Source organism: Microcoleus sp. EPA2, from assembly GCA_020882975.1.
Classification (GTDB): domain Bacteria; phylum Cyanobacteriota; class Cyanobacteriia; order Cyanobacteriales; family Microcoleaceae; genus Microcoleus.
The window spans coordinates 28,947-47,593 of the sequence record JAHRFD010000018.1; the positions used below are offsets into that span (position 1 = coordinate 28,947).

Below are 18,647 nucleotides of genomic sequence, written 5' to 3' on the forward strand. Positions count from 1 at the left end.
CGGGCATCCAGGGCTGTTTCATTCTCAGGAAAACGATGATTTTGTAGGGGTAGTGCCCCCGTGCCTACCCCCCCACCAACCATTTTCGGTCATTTCAGAGATTGGGGCAGCCACGGGGGGCGGCCCCTACAAGAGAATGAAACCGCCGGGCCCCCCACCGACCACTTGCCGTCATTTCAGGCATAGGGGCAGCCACGGGGGACAGCCCCTACAAGAGCAATGTTACAGCCGATCCCATAACCCCCTGCCCTCCCAAGGGGGGATGGGGGAAAGGAAGAAGAACTCCACTCCCCCACTCCATCTGAAAGTTGCGGTTAAATGTTAAATAGTAAGCTTTGGCAGTGAGAACAGAAAATGGCTTTGATTTTGACATTTTTGGGCAAAGGCGGCACTGGCCGCAGCACGATCGCGATCGCAACTGCTAAAAAATATGCGGCTCAAGGCAAGCGAGTTCTGCTGCTGAGTCAAGATCCAGGACCGGGATTGGGGATTTTGCTGGGAACTCCCCTAACTTCCACCCCCCAGGAAATCAGCTCGAATTTCAAAGCAGTTCAGGTGCAAAGCGCACCGCTGCTGGAACGTAGATGGGACGAGGTTAAACAACTGGAAGCCCAATATGTCCGCACACCCTTTTTCAAGCAGATTTATGGCCAAGAATTGGGGGTGTTGCCGGGAATGGACAGCGCCTTAGCCCTGAATGAACTTCGGGAATATGACGATAGCAAACAATATGATGCGATCGTTTATGACGGTACCGGCGGCATGGATACGCTGCGGATGCTGGGAATGCCGGAAATTCTGAGTTGGTACATCCGCCGATTCCGTAAAGCTTTGGTAGATTCCGATTTGGGTAAAGCTTTGTCGCCGTTTATTCAACCGGTGGTGAGTACGGTGTTGACTGTGGATATGTCGGGGGACAATGCCACTAAGTCTACTCAACAAGTCGATAATTTTTTGGATAAAGGCAAGGAAATCTTGGCAAATCCAAACCGCGCGGCGGCTTATTTGGTGACGACTGGCGATGCAAGTGCGATCGCCACAGCCCGCTATCTGTGGGGAAGTTCTCAACAGGTTGGTTTGACTGTCGGCGGTGTGATTGTCAATCAAGCATCGGTGACAGAAACTCTGGCGGCTGATTTTGCTCCTTTGACAGCAGTTGCGGTGCCTGCCCATAGCGATCATAATTGGCAAGGGCTAATTGACGCTTTGCCAGATTTTGCTGAGGCGACAAGTGCTCCTAAGCCGATCGAGATTAATATTGCACAGCGTCAAGTTAGTTTATTTTTGCCCGGATTTGACAAGAAAGAAATTAAATTGATTCAATCGGGGCCAGAAGTGACGATCGAAGCAGGAGATCAGCGGCGCAATATTTTGTTACCTCCACAGCTAACTGGAAAATCTGTGACAGGGGCTAAGTTCTTGAATAGTTACTTGATTGTGTCTTTTTAGCAGTAGATTACCTGAACCGCGAAGGAAGAACCCCCCTACCCCCCCCAAGGGGGGAAAGAAGAACTTCTCCCAAGGGGTAAAGAAGAACTTCCCCCTTGGGGAAAAAAACTCCCCCAATGGGGGGAAAGAAAAAGATATAGCTCTTCCTTCGCGCTCTTTGTTTCTTCGCGGTTCGTTCAAAAATATGAATAAAAATATTGCTAAAAACTTTGTTTTCCGATTAATAACCTATCTAATTTTTCCCCTATTTATATCTGTAGGTAGTGCAGAAATGGTCTTACGGGTTGCTGGATACAAGCCATGGCAAACAGAAAATGTTGATGTTGCAGTTGAACCCAAAGGTAATTTTTTTACTAAGGATTCTGAACTTGGCTACAAGCATTTGCCAGGAACGTTTCAAGTAACACTTAACGGTAATTACTCATTTAATGCTACTCACTTAAACAATAGTTTAAGAATCACGCACCCTCTGAATACTTACAAATTACCGTCAAAAAAACCAGAAGTTTGGATATTTGGCTGTTCTTTTACCTACGGTTGGTCCTTGAATGACAGCGAAACCTATGCTTGGTTGCTACAGGAGAAATTACCACAATATGAAGTTGTCAATTTTGGTGTTAATGGCTATGGAACTATCCACTCGTTGATTCAGTTTAAACAAGCGCTTAAGCAAGGAAATAAACCGAAAATTGCTGTGATTGCCTATGCGGGTTTTCATGACAGACGCAATACTTTTTCGAGGGCGAGAAGAAAGCAATTGGCTGATTGGAATAAACTGGGTGTTTTGTTTCAGCCTGATGCTAGGTTGAATAAACAACAGGGTTTTACCTATACTATGGCACAACTTGAGTATCATGAGTTGCCGTTGATGCGGGTGTCGGCTTTAGTGAATTTTCTGGAGGTTAATTACAATCTATTTGAGGAGGAATTTTATAGAAGCCATGAGGTTTCTAAGGCAATTATTGCAGAGTTTAACCGTTTGGCTAAGGCGAATGGGGTGAAGTTGGTGGTTGCGGGTATTAACCCTGGTTCTGCTAAAATGTTGGCGGAGTTGAATGGGGAGGGTATTGCGACTGTGGATATTTCTGTTGATTTGAAAATACCGGCTAATAATAATTTACCTCATGATTTGCATCCAAGTGCGATCGCTAATCGGCAATATGCAGAAAAGTTGGAAGGTTTTTTACAAGCTAATTTTTTAAATTAAGTTAACGAACCGCGAAGGCGCTAAGGGTACGAAGGAAGAGGGAAGAGGAGGTTTGGGTGTTGTTTATTTGGGGTGGCTAGGTTTATGAGGTTATTTGATTGGGTTTTTTTTAAGTGGAGTCGCAAGTCTGTGGGTGATGGGTTTTTCCTGTTGTTACTTGTGGGGGTGACGGTTGTAGTAACGTCAATTTATGTTTCTAGCGAACGTACTTTTTATTGGTGGGATTATGCTGGTTATAATAATGCTACAGTCGAACTTGTTAAGTCTTTTCGGGAATCGCCAGATCAGGCATTACGTGCAGTTATAGAATCGCTGGCTAAGGAGAAGAATCTTTTGATTTCGTTGCCTTTAGTGCCGTTTTTGCTATTGTTTGGTGATTCTAGGTTGAGTTATATTCTTAGTGTATCTCTGATTTATGTGTTGCCGTTTCGTTTGTTGTTGGGGGGGATTTGTGCTAAGCTAATTCTTTTCGAGCCGCGCCTGGTGTTTTGGTCAACTGTAGCGATTAGTTTGCTGATTCCGATGAGTTGGATTCCGACTTTACGCGGATATCTGGATACTGGTGGTTGTGTTTTTTTAGCTTTGGCAACTTTAGTTTATCTGCATGATGTTAAGCTAAAATATTGGTGGCAAATTCTGTTGATTGGCGGTTCGCTGGCTATGGCGATTTTGTTTCGGCGACATTTTGCTTATAGTGCGATCGCCTTTTTTGGGGCTGCTATACTTCAGTATTTAATCGACTTTATTTTAACCTATAGAACTAGGCCAAGTCAAGCTATATTTTTGTTGTTAATTTCTGGGGTTAAGTTGGGTTTGATTGCGGCAACTAGCTTGGCTGTTTTAATGCTGGTGGCTGGAGATTTTACTCGCAGTGCTCTGACGGTTGATTACCGCAATTTATATTTGGCTTGGAGTTTGTCGGTTCCTGATATTTTAACTCGTTATGCTTCTTTTTACGGTTTGGGAACTTGGCTGTTGGTTGTGATTGGTTTTTCGGCGGGAATGATGAGGGGGATTCTGGTTGGTGAGGCTGTGGTTTTTGTTGGGATATTTGGGGTTTTGTCACTGATTGCATGGCTGTTGGTCTTGCGTTATGGCTATTTGCACTATACAATTCATGTTACACCGATCGCACTTTTAGGGTTATCGGCATTTTTCTGGACAAGTTGGCTGACACTCCAAGGCAAAGTTCGATATTTGATGCTGGGTGTAGCTGGTTTGTATCTGACTGTGAATGCAGTTTTGGGGTTGATTCCGCTGAAGTTTGATTTTTCTGCGCTGTTTGTGGCTAGTTTTCGGCCTTTAGTGCGATCGGATTATGGCGAAGTGGTAAAGTTAGTTGAGTTTCTGAGAAAAATTGCGCCCAATCAGGAACCAATTTATATTGCTGGTGCTTCTAATAGTTTTAATGCTAATATTCTTAAACAAGCTAACCGTAAATTGAACCCGCCGGAGGGTTGGTGGAAATTAAACACTCTTGGTAGGCCATTAATTGACTCTCGCGATACTTACCCACTACCGGAGTTGTTGATGTCGCAATATGTGGTGGTTGCTACGCCTTTTCAGCAGGTGTTGCTGAGTGATGAACAGGTTTTGCGCCCAGGGGAACAAGATGTTGTTAAAGTTGTCTATGATGCTTTTACTCAAAATTGGGAAATTTCCCGTGATTTTGAGCTTTTACCCGAACAGTTTCAGCTAGAAAATGGTGTCATAGTCAGAGTTTACCGGAGAATGCGCCCAAGTGCGATCGCGACAGCCATCAAAACCCTTCACGCTATGCAGCAGCAAATAGGCGAAAAACCAGGCACTCAATTAGATTGGATCAGCTTAAATCAGTCTGTTTATACCAGCCCTAATTATTCTGTTACCAAAGAAGCTCATAACTTATATCATATTGTAACTCATCCCATTAAAAATTCCCAGCAAATTGATACATCATTTTTATATTTAGGTTCCCTTTCCGCAAAAAATACAATCCTAGGCCAACTTAATTTACCTAACAAACAATGTCAGGGAGTTTCCCTGCGGTTGACTTTGTGGAACAATCAAGGTAAATTAATCAACTCCAGTGAAACAGTTTATAATTCAACTGCTTTACCCAAATTAAATCTATTAGTTGAAGGAAAAAATCCCAATTATTTACTCCTTGAGGTATTCAGTACCAATAAACAAGACTTAACCAACCAATGTCAACTGGAAATTAACAATTTAGCCATATCAACTCAAAAAAGTTGAACCGTCAATGCAGAAATCTCAAAAATCCAACTGGTATTTTAACTTATCCCTCTATACCTTTGTCATCATCGGTGCGTTGATAGCAACAGGCTATCAATTTCCCCTAGGAGGCAACTTTCCCGAATTGCCACAAATCCAACATCTCCTAAATCCTGAACTCTATAAAAATGACTATCATGTTCAGGAAATGGTTAAATTTAATCCCAGATACTACTATTATCATATCATTTATTTCTTGGCAAGTCTAGGGTTAAGTATTCCCTTAGTGCATTTTATTTATCAATTTCTAGCGTTTGGTTCATTTGTCCTAGCTTGTCACGCAATTATCAACATATATACTAAGGCAAAACTGCCCGCAGCAGCCCTGACTTTTTTATGTTTAGCATCCTCATTTACAGATGTTGGGAACACGCTGATATTTTCTACCAAATCCGTACCCAGTACCTTTGCAATGGGTTTCGCAATCTGGGGAATTTACTTTAGTTTGCGTCAGAAATGGCTGACAGGATATTTTTGTTTTGGACTAGCTTGTTTGTTGCAATTTTTAGTGGGTTTGTTGCCGGGGTTAATGATGATGCCTGTGCTGATTCTGGAATCTGTAAAACAGCGAAAATTCAAAAATCTAATTTTGGCGATCGCACTTTTAGGCACAATGGCAAGTATCGTTTATTTACCGATGTTGCTAACAGGCACTACCGGCACTCATACTATGAATAATGCCGATTTTGTCTACATTCACGCAAAAATTCGCAATCCTCACCACATCCTCCCCTCCAATTGGAATGTGGGCAACAATTGGTTAAACTTTATCTGTTTAACTATTGGCGGTTTGCTTTGCATCAAAAATACAAATACCCTGGAAAAAACCGACAAAATTAACTTTTCTATAGTCATTGCTACATCAATTTTTGCCTTACTGTTAAATTACCTATTTGTGGAAGTTTACCCGCTGGCTTTGATTGCAAAACTCCAGTTAGCGAGAACAGTACCTTTTGCTCAAATAATGATATTCATTGCTGTGAGTTTGCTAGTCGAGAGACTTTACCAAAAACAACAAATATCGATGATTATTTTGCTGTTAATTATCTTCACTTTACCCAACCGAGGCATTTTATTTCTAGCATTATTCATATTTTTATTAATATTCCAAAACTCCAAATATACCATTGCTAAACCCTACACTATTTTGCCCTGGATTTTTACCACAGTCACCTTGATTTTAAGCTTGATCTATCCACTGAGTAATTCAGGAGAAATAATAGAAAGGATAATTAGCATACCTGGGTTATTTTTAATTCTAGCGTTTCCCTTCATTTTAGAAAAAATCTCAATTTCGACAGCCATAAAACAAGCAGCCACTTATCTATTAGCTTTGCTAACTACCAGCACTTTAGTTTTAGGAATAGCCGGAATTATCCCCAAACCCCTGTTAGATATATTTCAAACTAGAATTAATATCAATGCCATTCCCCAAGACGACTTAAACCAATTAGCCCTACGCTTCTCCAAAACTAGCAGTCAAGATGCACTGGTATTGATTCCACCCTCTGTCACCAGTTTTCAATCCTTTTCACAAAGGGCAGTTGTAGTCAATTTCAAGAACTTTCCCTTGACAGAAACAGGTATCAAAGAATGGCAAAATCGCATGGAAAGCGTGTTAGGAGTCCCCTTGAATCCGCAAATGATTTGGGGGGGAAATGACTTATTTAGTCGGCGCAATAGCAGCGATTTAGTCGAAGTTGCTAGAAAATACCGCGCCGATTATATCCTAACTCGTAGTGACTGGCATCCCAATATTCAAGGGGAAATCACAGATAAACAAGGCAAATGGATACTTTATAAAATTAGGTAATGGGGAATCGGGAATCGGGCTACCCCCCTGCCCCCCAAGGGGGGAAGTAATGGGGAATCGGGAATCGGGCTACCCCCCCCTGCCCCCCCCTTGGGGGGAAGTAATGGAGGGGTGATATCGTTTCCGGTTGCATCGGAATTATTAGCCGAAATTAGGACACGGTAGTACCCATAGGTGTCAACTTAAGCTGTCAGCCCGCCCCGTGTCTGTTAGTCATCCCGCGACTCCGACAGGGGTTAAAACCCCTGTCTCATAGCCAAAGTCAGTTGAAACTGACTGAAGATTTGCCCCAAACCAATACCTATCAACTCAACTAATTCTTCAGTCCTCTTTGAGAGGACTTGCGCTATGAGACAGGGGTTTCAACCCCTGTCGGACTATAACTTTTACCTTAAGTTGACACCAATGGGTAGTACCGTGTCCCTACCCAAAATAATCTTGTAGGGAAACGGCACTGCCGTGTCCTCTATATCATTCCGGTGTTACCGGAATTGATATGACTTCTTCCTTCTTCCTTCTTCCTTCAAATATCAATATTAGAATCATCAATAATTTCACAAATCTGCTTATCTACATAATCAGCATCCACATTTCGCGCCATCAACTCGGCCAAAATCCCCAAGGAAATTAACTGTACCGACAGGATTGTACACAAAATTCCAAAAAATAACAAAGGTCGATTCCCGATCGGACCAAAATTCATCCCTCCCAAATTCAAAAACCAAATCACAATCAAATAACTCAGTGAAACAGTCCCAATCAAGCCAAAAAATAACCCTAAACCCCCAAACAAATGACCCGGTTTCTGTAAATAATGCGTCGTCGCCAATACCGTCAACAAGTCCAAAAAACCTCGTGCATAACGTTCCCAGCCATAATTAGATTTTCCATGTTTGCGGGAATGGTGTTCGACAACCACTTCCCCAATTTTAAAACCCAAATTGTTGGCTAAAGCCGGAATGTAGCGGTGTAATTCTCCGTACAATTTAATAGATGCTAAGACTTCCTGGCGATAAGCTTTAAAGCCGCAATTCATATCGTGCATTTGTACGCCAGTTACCCAACACGCCACCGTATTAAACAATTTGGAAGGTAAAGTTTTAGAAATAGGATCGTTCCGCTGTTTTCGCCAACCCGAAACTAAATCAAATCCCAATTCTAAATGGTCTAAAAATCTAGGTATTTCCGCCGGATCGTCCTGAAGATCTGCATCCAGAGTAAAGATTATTCTGCCTGATGAATTGCGAAATCCGGCGGCAAGGGCGGCTGATTTGCCAAAGTTACGACGCAGTTTAATGGCTTTAATTAGTTTGGGATTATTCCTGGCTAAATCAATGATTTCTCGCCAAGAATAGTCGCGACTACCGTCGTCTATGAAAATTACTTCGTAATTGTCTATTCGGGTTTGAGTCATCACAATTTGGATTTTTTCAAACAGCAATTTTAGGGTTGCTTCTTCGTTGTGAACGGGGATGACGAAACTGAGGTGTTTTTGCATATTTTTTTTACCGCAGAGGGCGCAGAGAGGGGTTTTTGGGAGGGAGATTTGAGATGGTTTTTTTGGGTGAGTTTTTAATTTTTATTGATGGTTTGTGAATTTCGTAGGGCTACCCAGCCTTGGCGGTTTTTGAATGATGCGTAGGCTGTTAAGAATTTGTCGGTTGGTGATGTCTGAATGTAGCCTCTCCAAGCTGCGGATGCGTAGGATGGGCCAAATAAATTAACTAAATCGGGGCGGGGAAATCCTGACATGGCGAAACCTCGAACCACATTTTCTTGGTTGAGGATGGCTATACATTTTACATTGTTTTCTGGGTCTCCTATCCAGCCAATTACTCTGCCGGCACTGGGTGCGAGTTTGGTGATTATATCAAAGTATCCTGGTACTCCGTCTTTGGGGGCTGATAGTAAGTTTGGATCTATTTTTGTATCTAGTGGTGCACAGAAGTTTTGTTGTTTAATGTCTCGGTTAAATGGCACTAAATTATGAGTTTTTAAGGCATCGATTAAGCCGATGAAAGCGGCTGGTCTGTTGCCTACTTTTTGTTTAATTAATGTGACATCGGTGATGCCTAATTGTAATGATAATGCGACTAGGGGTTGATAGGTTGCTCTCTGGGCGATCGCACTTGCTATGTCTCCTCCCACGCTGTACATTAATACGATCGCTATTGTGGTGATTCCTAACAGCGATGTCAGCCAACGTGTTTGGATTCTGGGAGTTAGTTCTAATTGCTTTACCCACAATACCGTGAGGACGATGGTGCTCATCCAAAACAGGGCCGGCAGTGTGGCGTAGCGGGAAGCGGTGGCTTGTTCGACTCCAAATCCCGATCGACTAACGGCGGCCATTAACGCTGTTTGCAATGTGTAAATCTGGATAGATAGCCAAGGTAGCCACTCGGTGCGATCGCTCTTTTTGCCAAACAACCAATAACCAACAAAACTCGTTACAGCTATCAAACCAATGATGCCAATAAGTGAGGCAATCGCAATATTTTCGCTAAAAATTCCGCCTAAATAAGTAGGAATATATTCAATAAATTTCAGCGGGTTTATTTTGGTTAAAGAAGGGTGATGAGCGGGGGTCTTATAAGTCAAAAAATAAGTCCCAATCACCGCAATAGAAACACCAAAATACAAATAAATAACTTGTCTAGGAAAGCGCAACACCATAGCAGCAGCACACAATATTGGCCACAACCCTAAAGGAGTGCTGTAACTAATACAACCTAAAATACCAAAAATAATGCTACCAATTACCCACTTATTTTGTAAAGGGGAGAAGTAGGGCAGCGGCAGCGCAGTTACGGGCAAATTTTTCGCATAGGATTGCAAACAAAATATCGCACAAATTACAAATAAATTAGCTATTATCCAATGTACACCACTAAATCCACGCATCCAATTATGAGCGGCTGCGGGAGTAAAATTAAAAATAGAAATAGCAACTATAATAAAGATAAATTGCACCGGAAAACGGCTAATTTTTAAAGGTAGCAAAGCGATTAATACGTGGCACTGGATCAAAGCCAAAAACCAGGCAAATACACACAAACCGATATTTGAACCTTGGGTAATAACTATATTCAAGGCATAGATAATTGCCGGAATCAAGACAAAATGCTCGTTGGCGCGAAAGATCCAATTCAAAGGATTAGTGGCAAAACCATCGACTGAGTAGAAATTCCATGTCATCCACCAATAGTCAAAATTAGATAAATCTCCCGCTTGCGATATCAGGTACAAAATATAGGAAGCTGGTATGATAATCCCTAGAACTGATGCACCAATTAAAACATATTGTGGCTGGAATTTCATCGGATTTTGAAACACAAATGGTGTTGACTTAGGGCTTGACTATTTCATTCTCTCTAGGGGCAATCCCCCCGTGGTTGCCCTGTTGTCGGCTGGTGGGTGGAGGCAGGGGGTAGGCACGCACCCATAGGTGTCAACTTAAGGCTGAAATCCTTGAGAAATCAGGGTTTTATGCCAAGTCTAGATCCCCCTAAATCCCCACCCCCCCCCTAGCCCCCCCCAAGGGAGGAAGGGGGACTTTGATCGGACTCTTGTCCCCCCCCTTCTGTAGGGGCGGTGCCCCCGTGCCCGCCCTCTCGGCTAGGGGGGATCTAGGGTTAATAGTCAAACAGCAGTCTGTGACAGGGTTTGACGTTAAGTTGACACCTATGGCACGCACCATCCACTAACCCTACCACACTCGCCCCCTCAATGTTTATTTGACTTCTCTTGCCAGCATTTGCCGGAGGGATTCCCGCCAATAGGGAGGATGTGTGCCGAGAATTCCTGATATTTTTACAGGTGAAAGCACAGAAAAAGCCGGACGTTTTGCAGGTGTTGGATATTCCGCTGTTGTAATCGGAATTACCCGCTGAACTTTTAGGGGAAAGCCCAGTTTTTCTGCTTCTTCAAAAATGGCGATCGCCAAATCATACCAACTACAAACTCCGCTGTTTGTATATTGGTAAGTTCCGAAAATTTCGGGTTTAATCTGAGGAATTATCTGGGAAATTGCCGCAGCTAAATCTCCTGTCCAAGTAGGACTTCCGATCTGATCGGCGACTACCCGAATTTCTTCCCTGTCTTTTCCCAGCCTCAGCATTGTTTTGACAAAATTACCTTTGCCACCGTTGCCATAAACCCAGGCTGTTCTAATAATAATGTGCCGATTTCCCGCTTGTCTAATTGCTTCTTCACCAGCTAATTTTGACTTGCCGTAACTTCCCAGGGGATTGGTAGAATCTGTTTCTCGATAAGCATAACCCTGGCTGCCATCAAATACATAATCCGTGGAAATATGAATCAATGTTGCTCCCAGTTTTTCGCATTCTTCGGCAATAATGCCAGGAGCAATGCCGTTGACAGCCTGTGCTAATTCTGGTTCGGTTTCTGCTTTGTCTACAGCAGTGTAAGCACCCGCATTGACAACTAAATGCGGTTGAATTTCACCTATTGCTTGACGAATAGTTTCGGGTTGGGATAAGTCGAGACGAGCGCGATCGACTGCAATTACCTCTCCCGAAGATAATAAAATTGGGTGCAATTCTTGAGCGAGTTGTCCGCTACCACCTGTCAGTAAGATTTTCATTATCTAAAATACTTGAGCTCTTTTCAAGGTTTGTCCGGCTTGGTCTTTAGCTGATAAAATTGGTTTGGCACCATCCAGCGGCCAATCTATCGCCAAATCTGGGTCATTCCAGAGGATACACCGCTCGTGACTTGGTGCATAGTAGTCTGTAGTTTTGTACAAAACTTCCGCAGTTTCAGAAACGACTAAAAAACCGTGAGCAAATCCCGCCGGCACCCAAAGTTGCTGTTTATTTTCAGCACTCAGCATACAGCCCACCCATTGTCCAAAAGTCGGCGAGCTTTTTCTAATATCCACAGCGACATCAAATATTTCACCACTCACTACCCGCAGTAATTTGCCTTGAGGCTGCTGCATTTGGTAGTGCAATCCGCGCAATACATTTTTCGAGGATTTGGAATGATTGTCTTGAACAAAATCTGCCGTCACACCAGTTTTTTCTCCAAAAGCTTTGTGATTAAAACTCTCAAAAAAGAAACCGCGCTCGTCTCCGAAAATTTTCGGCTCAATTATCAAAACTTCCGGTATTTCGGTAGATATAACGTTCATAGTTGCCTGGGATAGTGATAAAGTCATACTTACTGAATACTATCTTACTATGAAAGCTGACGGATATCTCAAAAAATTGTACGCTAATCGATTTGATTCCAGACAGATGGAAGCTAAGGTATTGCTTTGGAAAGTATTGATTGACGATTTTTTACAAAATTATGTTCCCTCCCAATCATCAATTTTAGATATTGGTGGGGGTTACTGCGAGTTTATAAATCAGATTAGGGCAGATAAAAAATGCTTAATTGACCTCAATCCTGATTCAAAAATATTTGCTAATCCTGATATTGAAGTGCTGAATATTGATGTTTTAAGTTTGGGCGATCGCCCTTTGTTTTCCGAACAGTTTGACCGCATTTTTATCTCTAATTTTTTTGAACATTTGAATAATAAAGAAGAATTAGTCCAAATTATTTCATTCTGCTTTGATTCTCTCAAGTCGAACGGTTCTCTGTTGGTTATTCAGCCAAATTTCAAATATTCTTACAGGGAATACTACGATTTTATTGACCATCAATTACCGATTACCCACTTATCGCTGCAAGAGCTTTTACAAACTGTGGGTTTTCAAATTGATCTGATGATACCGAGATTTTTGCCATTTTCTACAAAAGGTAGACCAGCCTCGCCACTGCTGTTAAAGATTTACTTGAAACTACCTTTTTTATGGCAGTTTTTGGGAGGACAAATGTTTGTCAAAGCATCGAAAAGATCGAGCTGCCTTTGAAATTGGCGCAAACGCAGTCTTAGCAGAGAAAGACCAAGAAATAAACTACACTCTAAAATCCCGAACCTGGTTGTTTGAGAAACTCAGCTTCTTCGGGAGTTGTCTCGCGCCCAAGAATCTGATTGCGGTGGGGAAATCTCCCAAAGCGATTGATTATTTCCCAATGCTTGAGCGCAAATTCTATGACTAAATCGCTGTTAGGTTCGCCGCTGAGTTGACGAAATAGTTCCACAGATTTTTGCTGGTGTTCTAAGTTTTCGCTGTGTTCAAAAGGTAGATAAATAAACCATTTTTGTACTGTCACTAATTCGCGATCGAATTGGTTTTTAATTGCGTGTTCGGCAGCGATTAAAGCTTTGCTATCTGTATTAAAGGCTTGTGGCGTTCCGCGAAACATATTGCGCGGAAATTGATCTAGTAGTATAATTAGTGCTAGGCAACTTTGGGCCCAATCTTGCCAGTGGTCGAGTTTACCGGAGGCGGCGGATTCGTATTGTGGCAAAAAGCCCGATCGCACTTTTGCATCAAATCTTAAATCTTTTTCAAACCAATTTTTCCGGGCTTTGCCAAACTCAGGGGAGTTCGCTCCACCAAACCAAAAATCTAAAACTTCATTCATCGGGGGTTTGTTCTCCGATTGATTATTGACTGTATTTTTGGGATTTGTAGTTGCACAAAATCCACTATTTGCACAACTACAAACCGAAGGAATTAATGATTAGCAAAACAGACTTAAGATCTTGTGTTGCACGGTGCTTGAATTTACAAACTAGCAAATAGTCTGTCCCAAGTTTCTCCCCCGACAATTCCATCCACCGGAAGGTTAGCTTGTCGCTGAAATTTTTTCACTGCTGTGAGAGTTGTTGGGCCGAATATACCATCAATTACGATCGGCTGTGGACACAAACCTCGCGCGTTTAATAATTTTTGCAGCTTTCTGACATCTTCTCCTCTCGATCCGTGTTTTAAAATCCTTTTGTGCGGTTTATGGGATTTTCTTTGGGGTTCGTGGCAATCATTTGTGCGGCAAACTTCGTCGCCGCTCGAAGCATAATTTGCTCCACCGACACCAGTCAAAACTAATAGGGCTAGAACTGCTAGTAAAATAGAAAATGTTTGTTGTCCAACCATAGTTTCCCTGTTAATTTTATTAAGCTTATTTTGCGTGTTTGACGATCGCCTTTGAGAGTTATAAACCGGATTTCTGGGAGAGAGGTATCTCAGCTCAAGCGATCGGGTTTCTGGCAATGGCCACTAGACATTCTACAATATAAGTGGTCTTACGGCAAAATCTTCGATCGTGCAAGTTAAATTTTGTTGCTCCTTGGTAGCGACAAATGCCACCATTACTTCGCAAGCAACAGCAACTGTCAACATCACTAAGTTTCTCGACAACGGGTAATCGCAAACGTCATCATTTGCCGATGAGGGAACGCGATAGTGTTGGTTCCAAATTATTTCGGAGTAATCGGTGGCTAATCCGACATGGAGGCAAGGAACGGAGACACTTGCACAGTAATCCTTGAGTGCTTGTCTTCCTACACTGTTATCAAAAGTATCAACGATCGCGGCGCTGTTGGCAAGTAGTCGATCGACATTGGTGGATGTCAATTCTTTTGAGTGCGCCTCTATTTTGACTCCCAAAGCGCGGTAAAGATTGTGGGCGAGAATTTTGGCTTTGAAGGCGCCGATATCCGATCGATAATAGGGTTGAGTGGACAAATTGCGTTCTTCGATGCGATCGCGATCGACTACTGTTAATTGACCAAATCCCGATCGCGCCAAATTTTCTGTAATATTAGCACCCAAAGCACCGGCACCGCACACGGTAATAGGGAAATTTTTAACCATGGACATCACTGATGATGTTCTGTACAATTGTTCGTGAAAAAAAATACTCATAGTAATTGGGAATTGGGAATTGGGGATTGGGAATTGGGAATTGGGGATTGGGAATTGGGGATTGGGAACCCCCCCTACCCCCCCCAAGGTGGGAATTGGGGATTGGGCATTTGGCATTTGGCATTGGGTATTGGGCATTGGTGTCAACTCAGGGTAAAACCCAGTCACAGACTGCTAGCAAGACTATTAACCCTAGATCCCCCCTAGCCGAGAGGGCGGGCACGGGGGCACCGCCCCTACAGAAGGGGGGGGACAAGAACTTACTCAAAGTCCTCCTTCTTAAGGGGGATTTAGGGGGATCTAGACTTGGCATAAAACCCAGATTTCTCAAGGATTTCAGCCTTAAGTTGACACTAATGGGTATTGGGGAACCCCCCTACCCCCCCAAGGGGGGAATTGGGGATTGGGGATTGGGCATTGGGCATTGGAATTAACACAAATAACCAATAACAAATAACCCATAACCAATAACCCATAACCAATAACAAAATTATCTATCCTCAACTACACCAACTAAAGACTGTAAATCGAAGTTTCTGTCTAATCCACTCAGACAAATGCCAGCACTCATCACAGTCAAATCATGCTTAGCAATAGCCGAAGAATGTCTTTCACCAGTGCGGCTAGTCCATTCCACCAGCCAATAGTCATCGCGATCGCAAAAACCTTGTAATTCTCCTCCCCCCATGTGCAAAGCCCGCTGCAAGCGCTGTTCATCCCTAAATTTAGGGTCAGAATCTTTGATATTTTGTATCACTAATTCATAAACAGTTGCCATTTCTGGTGTCATGCCTTTAAAACGTATTTCTTGAGGCAAATTCAAGGTTTCTAAAGCAGCCCTTAATTCTTCAGCAGGTAGAGGATCTGCCCGTCGATCTATTTCCTCAAACCACCAAAAATGACCATCCCATCTAGCAACTATCGGCTCAAACTGCGAGCCTTCTGTTACGAGATGTACGGCTACAGGTTTAACAAAACCAGTACGCTGTTTTACATCAGATTCATTAACCGGATAAGCCAGCCAAGTTTGCCCTCTTAGTACATGAGCTAATTGCAAACGAACTGGCACAAGCAGTTGTAAATACTCTGCCACTTGTGCCAAATCTGGATCTGCAACTACGGCAGCATTTTTCTCATTTATTGGTTGAAAAATACCCCAGCCTTCAAAGTTGCGAGGCTGCGGTTTAAACCTGTAAATCATTCCATCTATCCTTGTCCGCACCTTTCCCCCTCCCACGCAAGGTGCGAGGAATTGGGTATCTAGGAGCTTTCCTTCTTGGGCGGCAAGTTGGTTGAGGATTTGGCGGATATCAGTCATCGGATTTTAGAGTTGAGATTTGGGATTTGATATGAAACTTCTGGCTTAATTCTCGTGTCACAAGCCCGACAGCCTCTTTAATACAAGGTTTTTGGGAGATTACTATGGGGATGTTGACATCCCTCGCGAGGCTGATTTAATATTGGTTAAGTACAAAAATATAGCTCTGTAAAGGCAGCCACTAAATATGTTTCAACAGCTATTTTCTAAGTGTGTTTTAGCGACTGTTTTGACACTGCCACTTCTGTTATGTGCTCAGACAGCTCAAGCTCAGGATAAACACGGAGCTACTGCTTATTCTGCTACTTCTGATGCCACTGGTATCAGTTGGGATCATGCTACAGAAGAAGAAGCATTAGATGCAGCAGTAGCCGCCTGCAATCAGCATAGTGGAGGGGCGAACGATTGCGAACCGCTGACATCCAACACTAATAACTGTGGAGCTATTGTCGTTGGGAAAGGAGGAGCTGGTGCCGGTTGGGGCGACGATAAAGCATCAGCAGAAGCTCAAGCTTTGGCGGCTTGCAGCGAATTACCAGGAGGCAGTTGTAAAGTGCAGCTTTCTGTTTGCAATAAATAATTAAACTTCTCGATTCTCGGACTCTGTTTCAAGAGCGTTCTGTGCCGTTAAATCCTGCGGATGCAATAGTCAAGAATCTAACGCTCGGTTTACTATTGGTTCCATAAAAGTGTTTAAAAAAGAGTGAATTTTTAGAAAATGTAAAATTCACTCTTTTTTATCTTTTATGACTTGTGATTGCATCTTTAAAGGTAGGTGCGCTATTGGCACCTTATCCCGGATAATCTCCCGTTTCAGAAGTAACTACATCGGGTTTTAGCAAACTTTCTAATCTATCTTTAGACCAATATTCAGTTGGATAAGCGACTGCAATAATGTCGGAAAGTCGAATCAGCCAAGTGACTTGTCCATAAGAATCGTTATTTTCCCCGTGTTCGCTAGGGGGAACAATTACCAGAATTTCAGCAAACTCCCTGGATAAATTAATCGGGATGCCGCCGAAACTGCTATTATTTGTTTTCATCCAAACTTTACTGCCTCGATCGAGAGCTTCTTGCAGTCGTTGGGAGAGCAAACAGGATTTTTTGACCTTAGACTTTTTTGTCATAGTGCAAGCTCAAGTAGTTGTACTGTGTGTTAAGATCGAGGGCGATCGGCATTTTTACTCACTAAACCGACAAAAGCAAAAAAGGCGATCGCACTCGCTGCTCCTTACTCTACTGTATAAGAAATTGACCGAGTGCGATCGGTATAAAAAATTAATTACCAAATAGGGAAATCGCCCCTAGTCTTAATTTATCGGCTTCCTGAGACATACCCTGGTAGATCTCGCGACAAAATACGGTATAATTGGCTGCATATTCCCCAATCGTTTAAGCAAAAAAATGGACTGGCGAAAGCAAATTAATTTCGGCACTAAAAAAGTACCAGCTCAACCTGCTGTTCGAGCAACTGGGTTGTCTGTAGAATTTCTGCTAGGGCTGTTTGCTGCGGGATGGACGGAACAACAGGTGTTAGAAAAATATCCTGCACTTACTTCCTCTAAGTTGTGTGCAGTTCTGGCTACTGCTGATTCAAAGTTAGTATCATCTATAGCAAATCCTGAGTTACTAGAAATGATCGAGAGAACAAGAGAATAATTGAAAATAGCGAAAAATAGGGAAAAGATTCTTACTTGAGGATATTGACGGAGATGTTTGGGAGTAAAGTACATCTCTAGCAGTTTTCAATTTCTACCTAAACTTTCTCTAACTCTTTCCCGAAACTCCAACACCGCCTCCAGCGGATCTGGTTGCTCCACATAATATGCTAGAAGTTCTAAATCTAAACCAGGCAACAATTCACTTTGGTGGATTTTTTCATATTCATCTCCTCGAAGATGATAAACCTCAAAGCGACGATTTTTCCAGAACCAAACCTCTTTAATTCCGAGCTTTTTGTAAACTGCTAACTTATCTACACCACCGCTGCTGAGTACAACCTCGATCGCCAAATCAGGAAACTCTTTCTCTGTACCGATACAATAGCACTCATCCGGTTCTGTACCGCCCTTTTTTGCTTGAATCCGAAAGGTAGTTGAACCTAATCCCCAAAACCGAGTCCGTGTTTCTTGAAAATACGCTTCTAGCAGCATCCCAATATTGGTTTTATCTCGATCGTGACGGCGACTTGGGGCCATAATTTCCAGCACTTCATCTAAATAAGTAACCCGATACCAAGGACTATCTCCGAGTTGAGTCAGTAATTGTTCATACTGTTCCCAACTTACCCCACTGGTAATAAATCTTTCCACTGGATCTTCGGTGAAAAGCTCTAATTCGGTTGCTAAATCTTTGATTAATATTGAAGTCACCAACTGCTCCTCCCAAATTTAGAGTATAGTAGAAGATTGTGATTTTGTCATCAAGGATTTAACTGGCAATCGCTACCTCATTTTCAGTATCATCATCTTCATCAAGCCCAAATCTTTTGCAAATTTCATCGAGTGTCTGAGGTTGAATAACTCTTGCTTTAGCTCTCTTTAATGCTGTCAACAAACGAGTTGCATTGGCAGGCGACCTCAGCAAATAAAGGGTTTCTAGCAAACTTTCTAATTCTGCCTCAGAAATCAAAACCGCATTTTTACCGTTAGGTCTAGTAATAATTATTACTTCCCCTGTTTCAACAGTGCGATCGCAGAGATTTTCTAAATTTGCTTCAGCGTCAGTGTATGTAATCTCAGTTGACATACAATTCTAACTCCCACTAAATTTGCGAGGATAGCCCGCCAGCTTAACTGA

Annotated in this window: 18 protein-coding genes; 7 read left to right on the forward strand and 11 right to left on the reverse strand. The window is 42.6% G+C overall.

Annotation, left to right across the window (positions count from 1 at the left end; genetic code table 11):
* Positions 1–354: 354 nt before the first annotated feature.
* From AAFP14_RS16510 to AAFP14_RS16525, 4 genes are all read left to right on the forward strand, one after another.
* Positions 355–1,449, forward strand: a complete 1,095-nt coding sequence (locus AAFP14_RS16510; RefSeq protein WP_341733333.1) for a Get3/ArsA fold putative tail anchor-mediating ATPase NosAFP — start codon at positions 355–357, stop codon at positions 1,447–1,449.
* 271 nt (positions 1,450–1,720) lie between these two features.
* Positions 1,721–2,656 carry an SGNH/GDSL hydrolase family protein gene (locus tag AAFP14_RS16515; protein ID WP_341733334.1) on the forward strand — a complete coding sequence of 312 codons (936 nt, stop codon included), beginning with the start codon at positions 1,721–1,723 and terminating at the stop codon, positions 2,654–2,656.
* Positions 2,657–2,740: 84 nt separating this feature from the next.
* A complete protein-coding gene (locus AAFP14_RS16520) occupies positions 2,741–4,891 on the forward strand; it encodes a hypothetical protein (protein ID WP_341733335.1) in 2,151 nt (716 codons plus the stop codon).
* Positions 4,892–4,898: 7 nt separating this feature from the next.
* A complete protein-coding gene (locus tag AAFP14_RS16525) occupies positions 4,899–6,743 on the forward strand; it encodes a DUF6798 domain-containing protein (protein WP_341733336.1) in 1,845 nt (614 codons plus the stop codon).
* Positions 6,744–7,266: 523 nt separating this feature from the next.
* On the opposite strand, the gene AAFP14_RS16530 is transcribed toward AAFP14_RS16525, so the two are convergent.
* The 4 genes from AAFP14_RS16530 to rfbC all read right to left on the reverse strand — a co-directional run bounded on the left by AAFP14_RS16530 (position 7,267) and on the right by rfbC (position 11,898).
* The gene (locus AAFP14_RS16530) at positions 7,267–8,241 is read right to left on the reverse strand and encodes a glycosyltransferase family 2 protein (RefSeq protein ID WP_341733337.1); all 975 of its coding nucleotides are present in this window, start codon (positions 8,239–8,241) and stop codon (positions 7,267–7,269) included.
* 74 nt (positions 8,242–8,315) lie between these two features.
* Complete coding sequence (locus AAFP14_RS16535) at positions 8,316–10,064, reverse strand: hypothetical protein (RefSeq protein ID WP_341733338.1); 1,749 nt, start codon at positions 10,062–10,064, stop codon at positions 8,316–8,318.
* Positions 10,065–10,476: 412 nt separating this feature from the next.
* A complete protein-coding gene (rfbD, locus tag AAFP14_RS16540; RefSeq protein WP_341733339.1) occupies positions 10,477–11,349 on the reverse strand; it encodes a dTDP-4-dehydrorhamnose reductase in 873 nt (290 codons plus the stop codon).
* A 3-nt stretch (positions 11,350–11,352) separates the two neighbouring features.
* Positions 11,353–11,898: a dTDP-4-dehydrorhamnose 3,5-epimerase gene (rfbC, locus tag AAFP14_RS16545; protein WP_341733340.1), complete on the reverse strand. Its 546-nt coding sequence runs from the start codon at positions 11,896–11,898 to the stop codon at positions 11,353–11,355.
* A gap of 49 nt (positions 11,899–11,947) precedes the next feature.
* Between rfbC and AAFP14_RS16550 the strand changes: the two genes are divergently transcribed.
* Complete coding sequence (locus AAFP14_RS16550; RefSeq protein WP_341733341.1) at positions 11,948–12,628, forward strand: class I SAM-dependent methyltransferase; 681 nt, start codon at positions 11,948–11,950, stop codon at positions 12,626–12,628.
* 52 nt (positions 12,629–12,680) lie between these two features.
* On the opposite strand, the gene AAFP14_RS16555 is transcribed toward AAFP14_RS16550, so the two are convergent.
* From AAFP14_RS16555 to AAFP14_RS16570, 4 genes are all read right to left on the reverse strand, one after another.
* On the reverse strand, positions 12,681–13,247 hold the full coding sequence (locus AAFP14_RS16555; RefSeq protein WP_341733342.1) for a DUF924 family protein: 567 nt from the start codon (positions 13,245–13,247) through the stop codon (positions 12,681–12,683).
* Between the two features lie 143 nt (positions 13,248–13,390).
* Positions 13,391–13,759 (reverse strand): peptidoglycan-binding domain-containing protein, encoded by a 369-nt coding sequence (locus tag AAFP14_RS16560; RefSeq protein ID WP_341733343.1) that lies wholly within the window; start codon positions 13,757–13,759, stop codon positions 13,391–13,393.
* 132 nt (positions 13,760–13,891) lie between these two features.
* A complete protein-coding gene (locus AAFP14_RS16565; RefSeq protein WP_341733344.1) occupies positions 13,892–14,530 on the reverse strand; it encodes a HesA/MoeB/ThiF family protein in 639 nt (212 codons plus the stop codon).
* 490 nt (positions 14,531–15,020) lie between these two features.
* On the reverse strand, positions 15,021–15,848 hold the full coding sequence (locus tag AAFP14_RS16570; protein WP_341733345.1) for a hypothetical protein: 828 nt from the start codon (positions 15,846–15,848) through the stop codon (positions 15,021–15,023).
* Between the two features lie 187 nt (positions 15,849–16,035).
* Here AAFP14_RS16570 and AAFP14_RS16575 point away from each other — a divergent pair, with 187 nt between their 5' ends.
* The gene (locus AAFP14_RS16575) at positions 16,036–16,428 is read left to right on the forward strand and encodes a DUF4189 domain-containing protein (protein WP_341733346.1); all 393 of its coding nucleotides are present in this window, start codon (positions 16,036–16,038) and stop codon (positions 16,426–16,428) included.
* Positions 16,429–16,639: 211 nt separating this feature from the next.
* On the opposite strand, the gene AAFP14_RS16580 is transcribed toward AAFP14_RS16575, so the two are convergent.
* On the reverse strand, positions 16,640–16,975 hold the full coding sequence (locus AAFP14_RS16580; protein ID WP_341733347.1) for a hypothetical protein: 336 nt from the start codon (positions 16,973–16,975) through the stop codon (positions 16,640–16,642).
* Between the two features lie 277 nt (positions 16,976–17,252).
* On the opposite strand from AAFP14_RS16580, the gene AAFP14_RS16585 reads away from it, so the two are divergent.
* Positions 17,253–17,507, forward strand: coding sequence for a DUF433 domain-containing protein (locus tag AAFP14_RS16585; RefSeq protein WP_341733348.1), 255 nt, complete (start codon positions 17,253–17,255; stop codon positions 17,505–17,507).
* 86 nt (positions 17,508–17,593) lie between these two features.
* Here the strand turns inward: AAFP14_RS16585 and AAFP14_RS16590 are convergent, their stop codons facing one another.
* Both AAFP14_RS16590 and AAFP14_RS16595 read right to left on the reverse strand, forming a co-directional pair.
* The gene (locus AAFP14_RS16590; RefSeq protein WP_341733349.1) at positions 17,594–18,220 is read right to left on the reverse strand and encodes a Uma2 family endonuclease; all 627 of its coding nucleotides are present in this window, start codon (positions 18,218–18,220) and stop codon (positions 17,594–17,596) included.
* Between the two features lie 58 nt (positions 18,221–18,278).
* Positions 18,279–18,596, reverse strand: a complete 318-nt coding sequence (locus tag AAFP14_RS16595; protein WP_341733350.1) for a type II toxin-antitoxin system Phd/YefM family antitoxin — start codon at positions 18,594–18,596, stop codon at positions 18,279–18,281.
* Positions 18,597–18,647: the final 51 nt, after the last annotated feature.

What these genes read in the sequence shown, in the direction of transcription:
- AAFP14_RS16510 (WP_341733333.1), top strand. Translation starts at nt 355, where the DNA reads ATGGCTTTGATTTTGACATTTTTGGGCAAAGGCGGCACTGGCCGCAGC.
- AAFP14_RS16515 (WP_341733334.1), top strand. Translation starts at nt 1,721, where the DNA reads ATGGTCTTACGGGTTGCTGGATACAAGCCATGGCAAACAGAAAATGTT.
- AAFP14_RS16520 (WP_341733335.1), top strand. Translation starts at nt 2,741, where the DNA reads ATGAGGTTATTTGATTGGGTTTTTTTTAAGTGGAGTCGCAAGTCTGTG.
- AAFP14_RS16525 (WP_341733336.1), top strand. Translation starts at nt 4,899, where the DNA reads ATGCAGAAATCTCAAAAATCCAACTGGTATTTTAACTTATCCCTCTAT.
- AAFP14_RS16530 (WP_341733337.1), bottom strand. Translation starts at nt 8,241, where the DNA reads ATGCAAAAACACCTCAGTTTCGTCATCCCCGTTCACAACGAAGAAGCA.
- AAFP14_RS16535 (WP_341733338.1), bottom strand. Translation starts at nt 10,064, where the DNA reads ATGAAATTCCAGCCACAATATGTTTTAATTGGTGCATCAGTTCTAGGG.
- rfbD (WP_341733339.1), bottom strand. Translation starts at nt 11,349, where the DNA reads ATGAAAATCTTACTGACAGGTGGTAGCGGACAACTCGCTCAAGAATTG.
- rfbC (WP_341733340.1), bottom strand. Translation starts at nt 11,898, where the DNA reads ATGAACGTTATATCTACCGAAATACCGGAAGTTTTGATAATTGAGCCG.
- AAFP14_RS16550 (WP_341733341.1), top strand. Translation starts at nt 11,948, where the DNA reads ATGAAAGCTGACGGATATCTCAAAAAATTGTACGCTAATCGATTTGAT.
- AAFP14_RS16555 (WP_341733342.1), bottom strand. Translation starts at nt 13,247, where the DNA reads ATGAATGAAGTTTTAGATTTTTGGTTTGGTGGAGCGAACTCCCCTGAG.
- AAFP14_RS16560 (WP_341733343.1), bottom strand. Translation starts at nt 13,759, where the DNA reads ATGGTTGGACAACAAACATTTTCTATTTTACTAGCAGTTCTAGCCCTA.
- AAFP14_RS16565 (WP_341733344.1), bottom strand. Translation starts at nt 14,530, where the DNA reads ATGAGTATTTTTTTTCACGAACAATTGTACAGAACATCATCAGTGATG.
- AAFP14_RS16570 (WP_341733345.1), bottom strand. Translation starts at nt 15,848, where the DNA reads ATGACTGATATCCGCCAAATCCTCAACCAACTTGCCGCCCAAGAAGGA.
- AAFP14_RS16575 (WP_341733346.1), top strand. Translation starts at nt 16,036, where the DNA reads ATGTTTCAACAGCTATTTTCTAAGTGTGTTTTAGCGACTGTTTTGACA.
- AAFP14_RS16580 (WP_341733347.1), bottom strand. Translation starts at nt 16,975, where the DNA reads ATGACAAAAAAGTCTAAGGTCAAAAAATCCTGTTTGCTCTCCCAACGA.
- AAFP14_RS16585 (WP_341733348.1), top strand. Translation starts at nt 17,253, where the DNA reads ATGGACTGGCGAAAGCAAATTAATTTCGGCACTAAAAAAGTACCAGCT.
- AAFP14_RS16595 (WP_341733350.1), bottom strand. Translation starts at nt 18,596, where the DNA reads ATGTCAACTGAGATTACATACACTGACGCTGAAGCAAATTTAGAAAAT.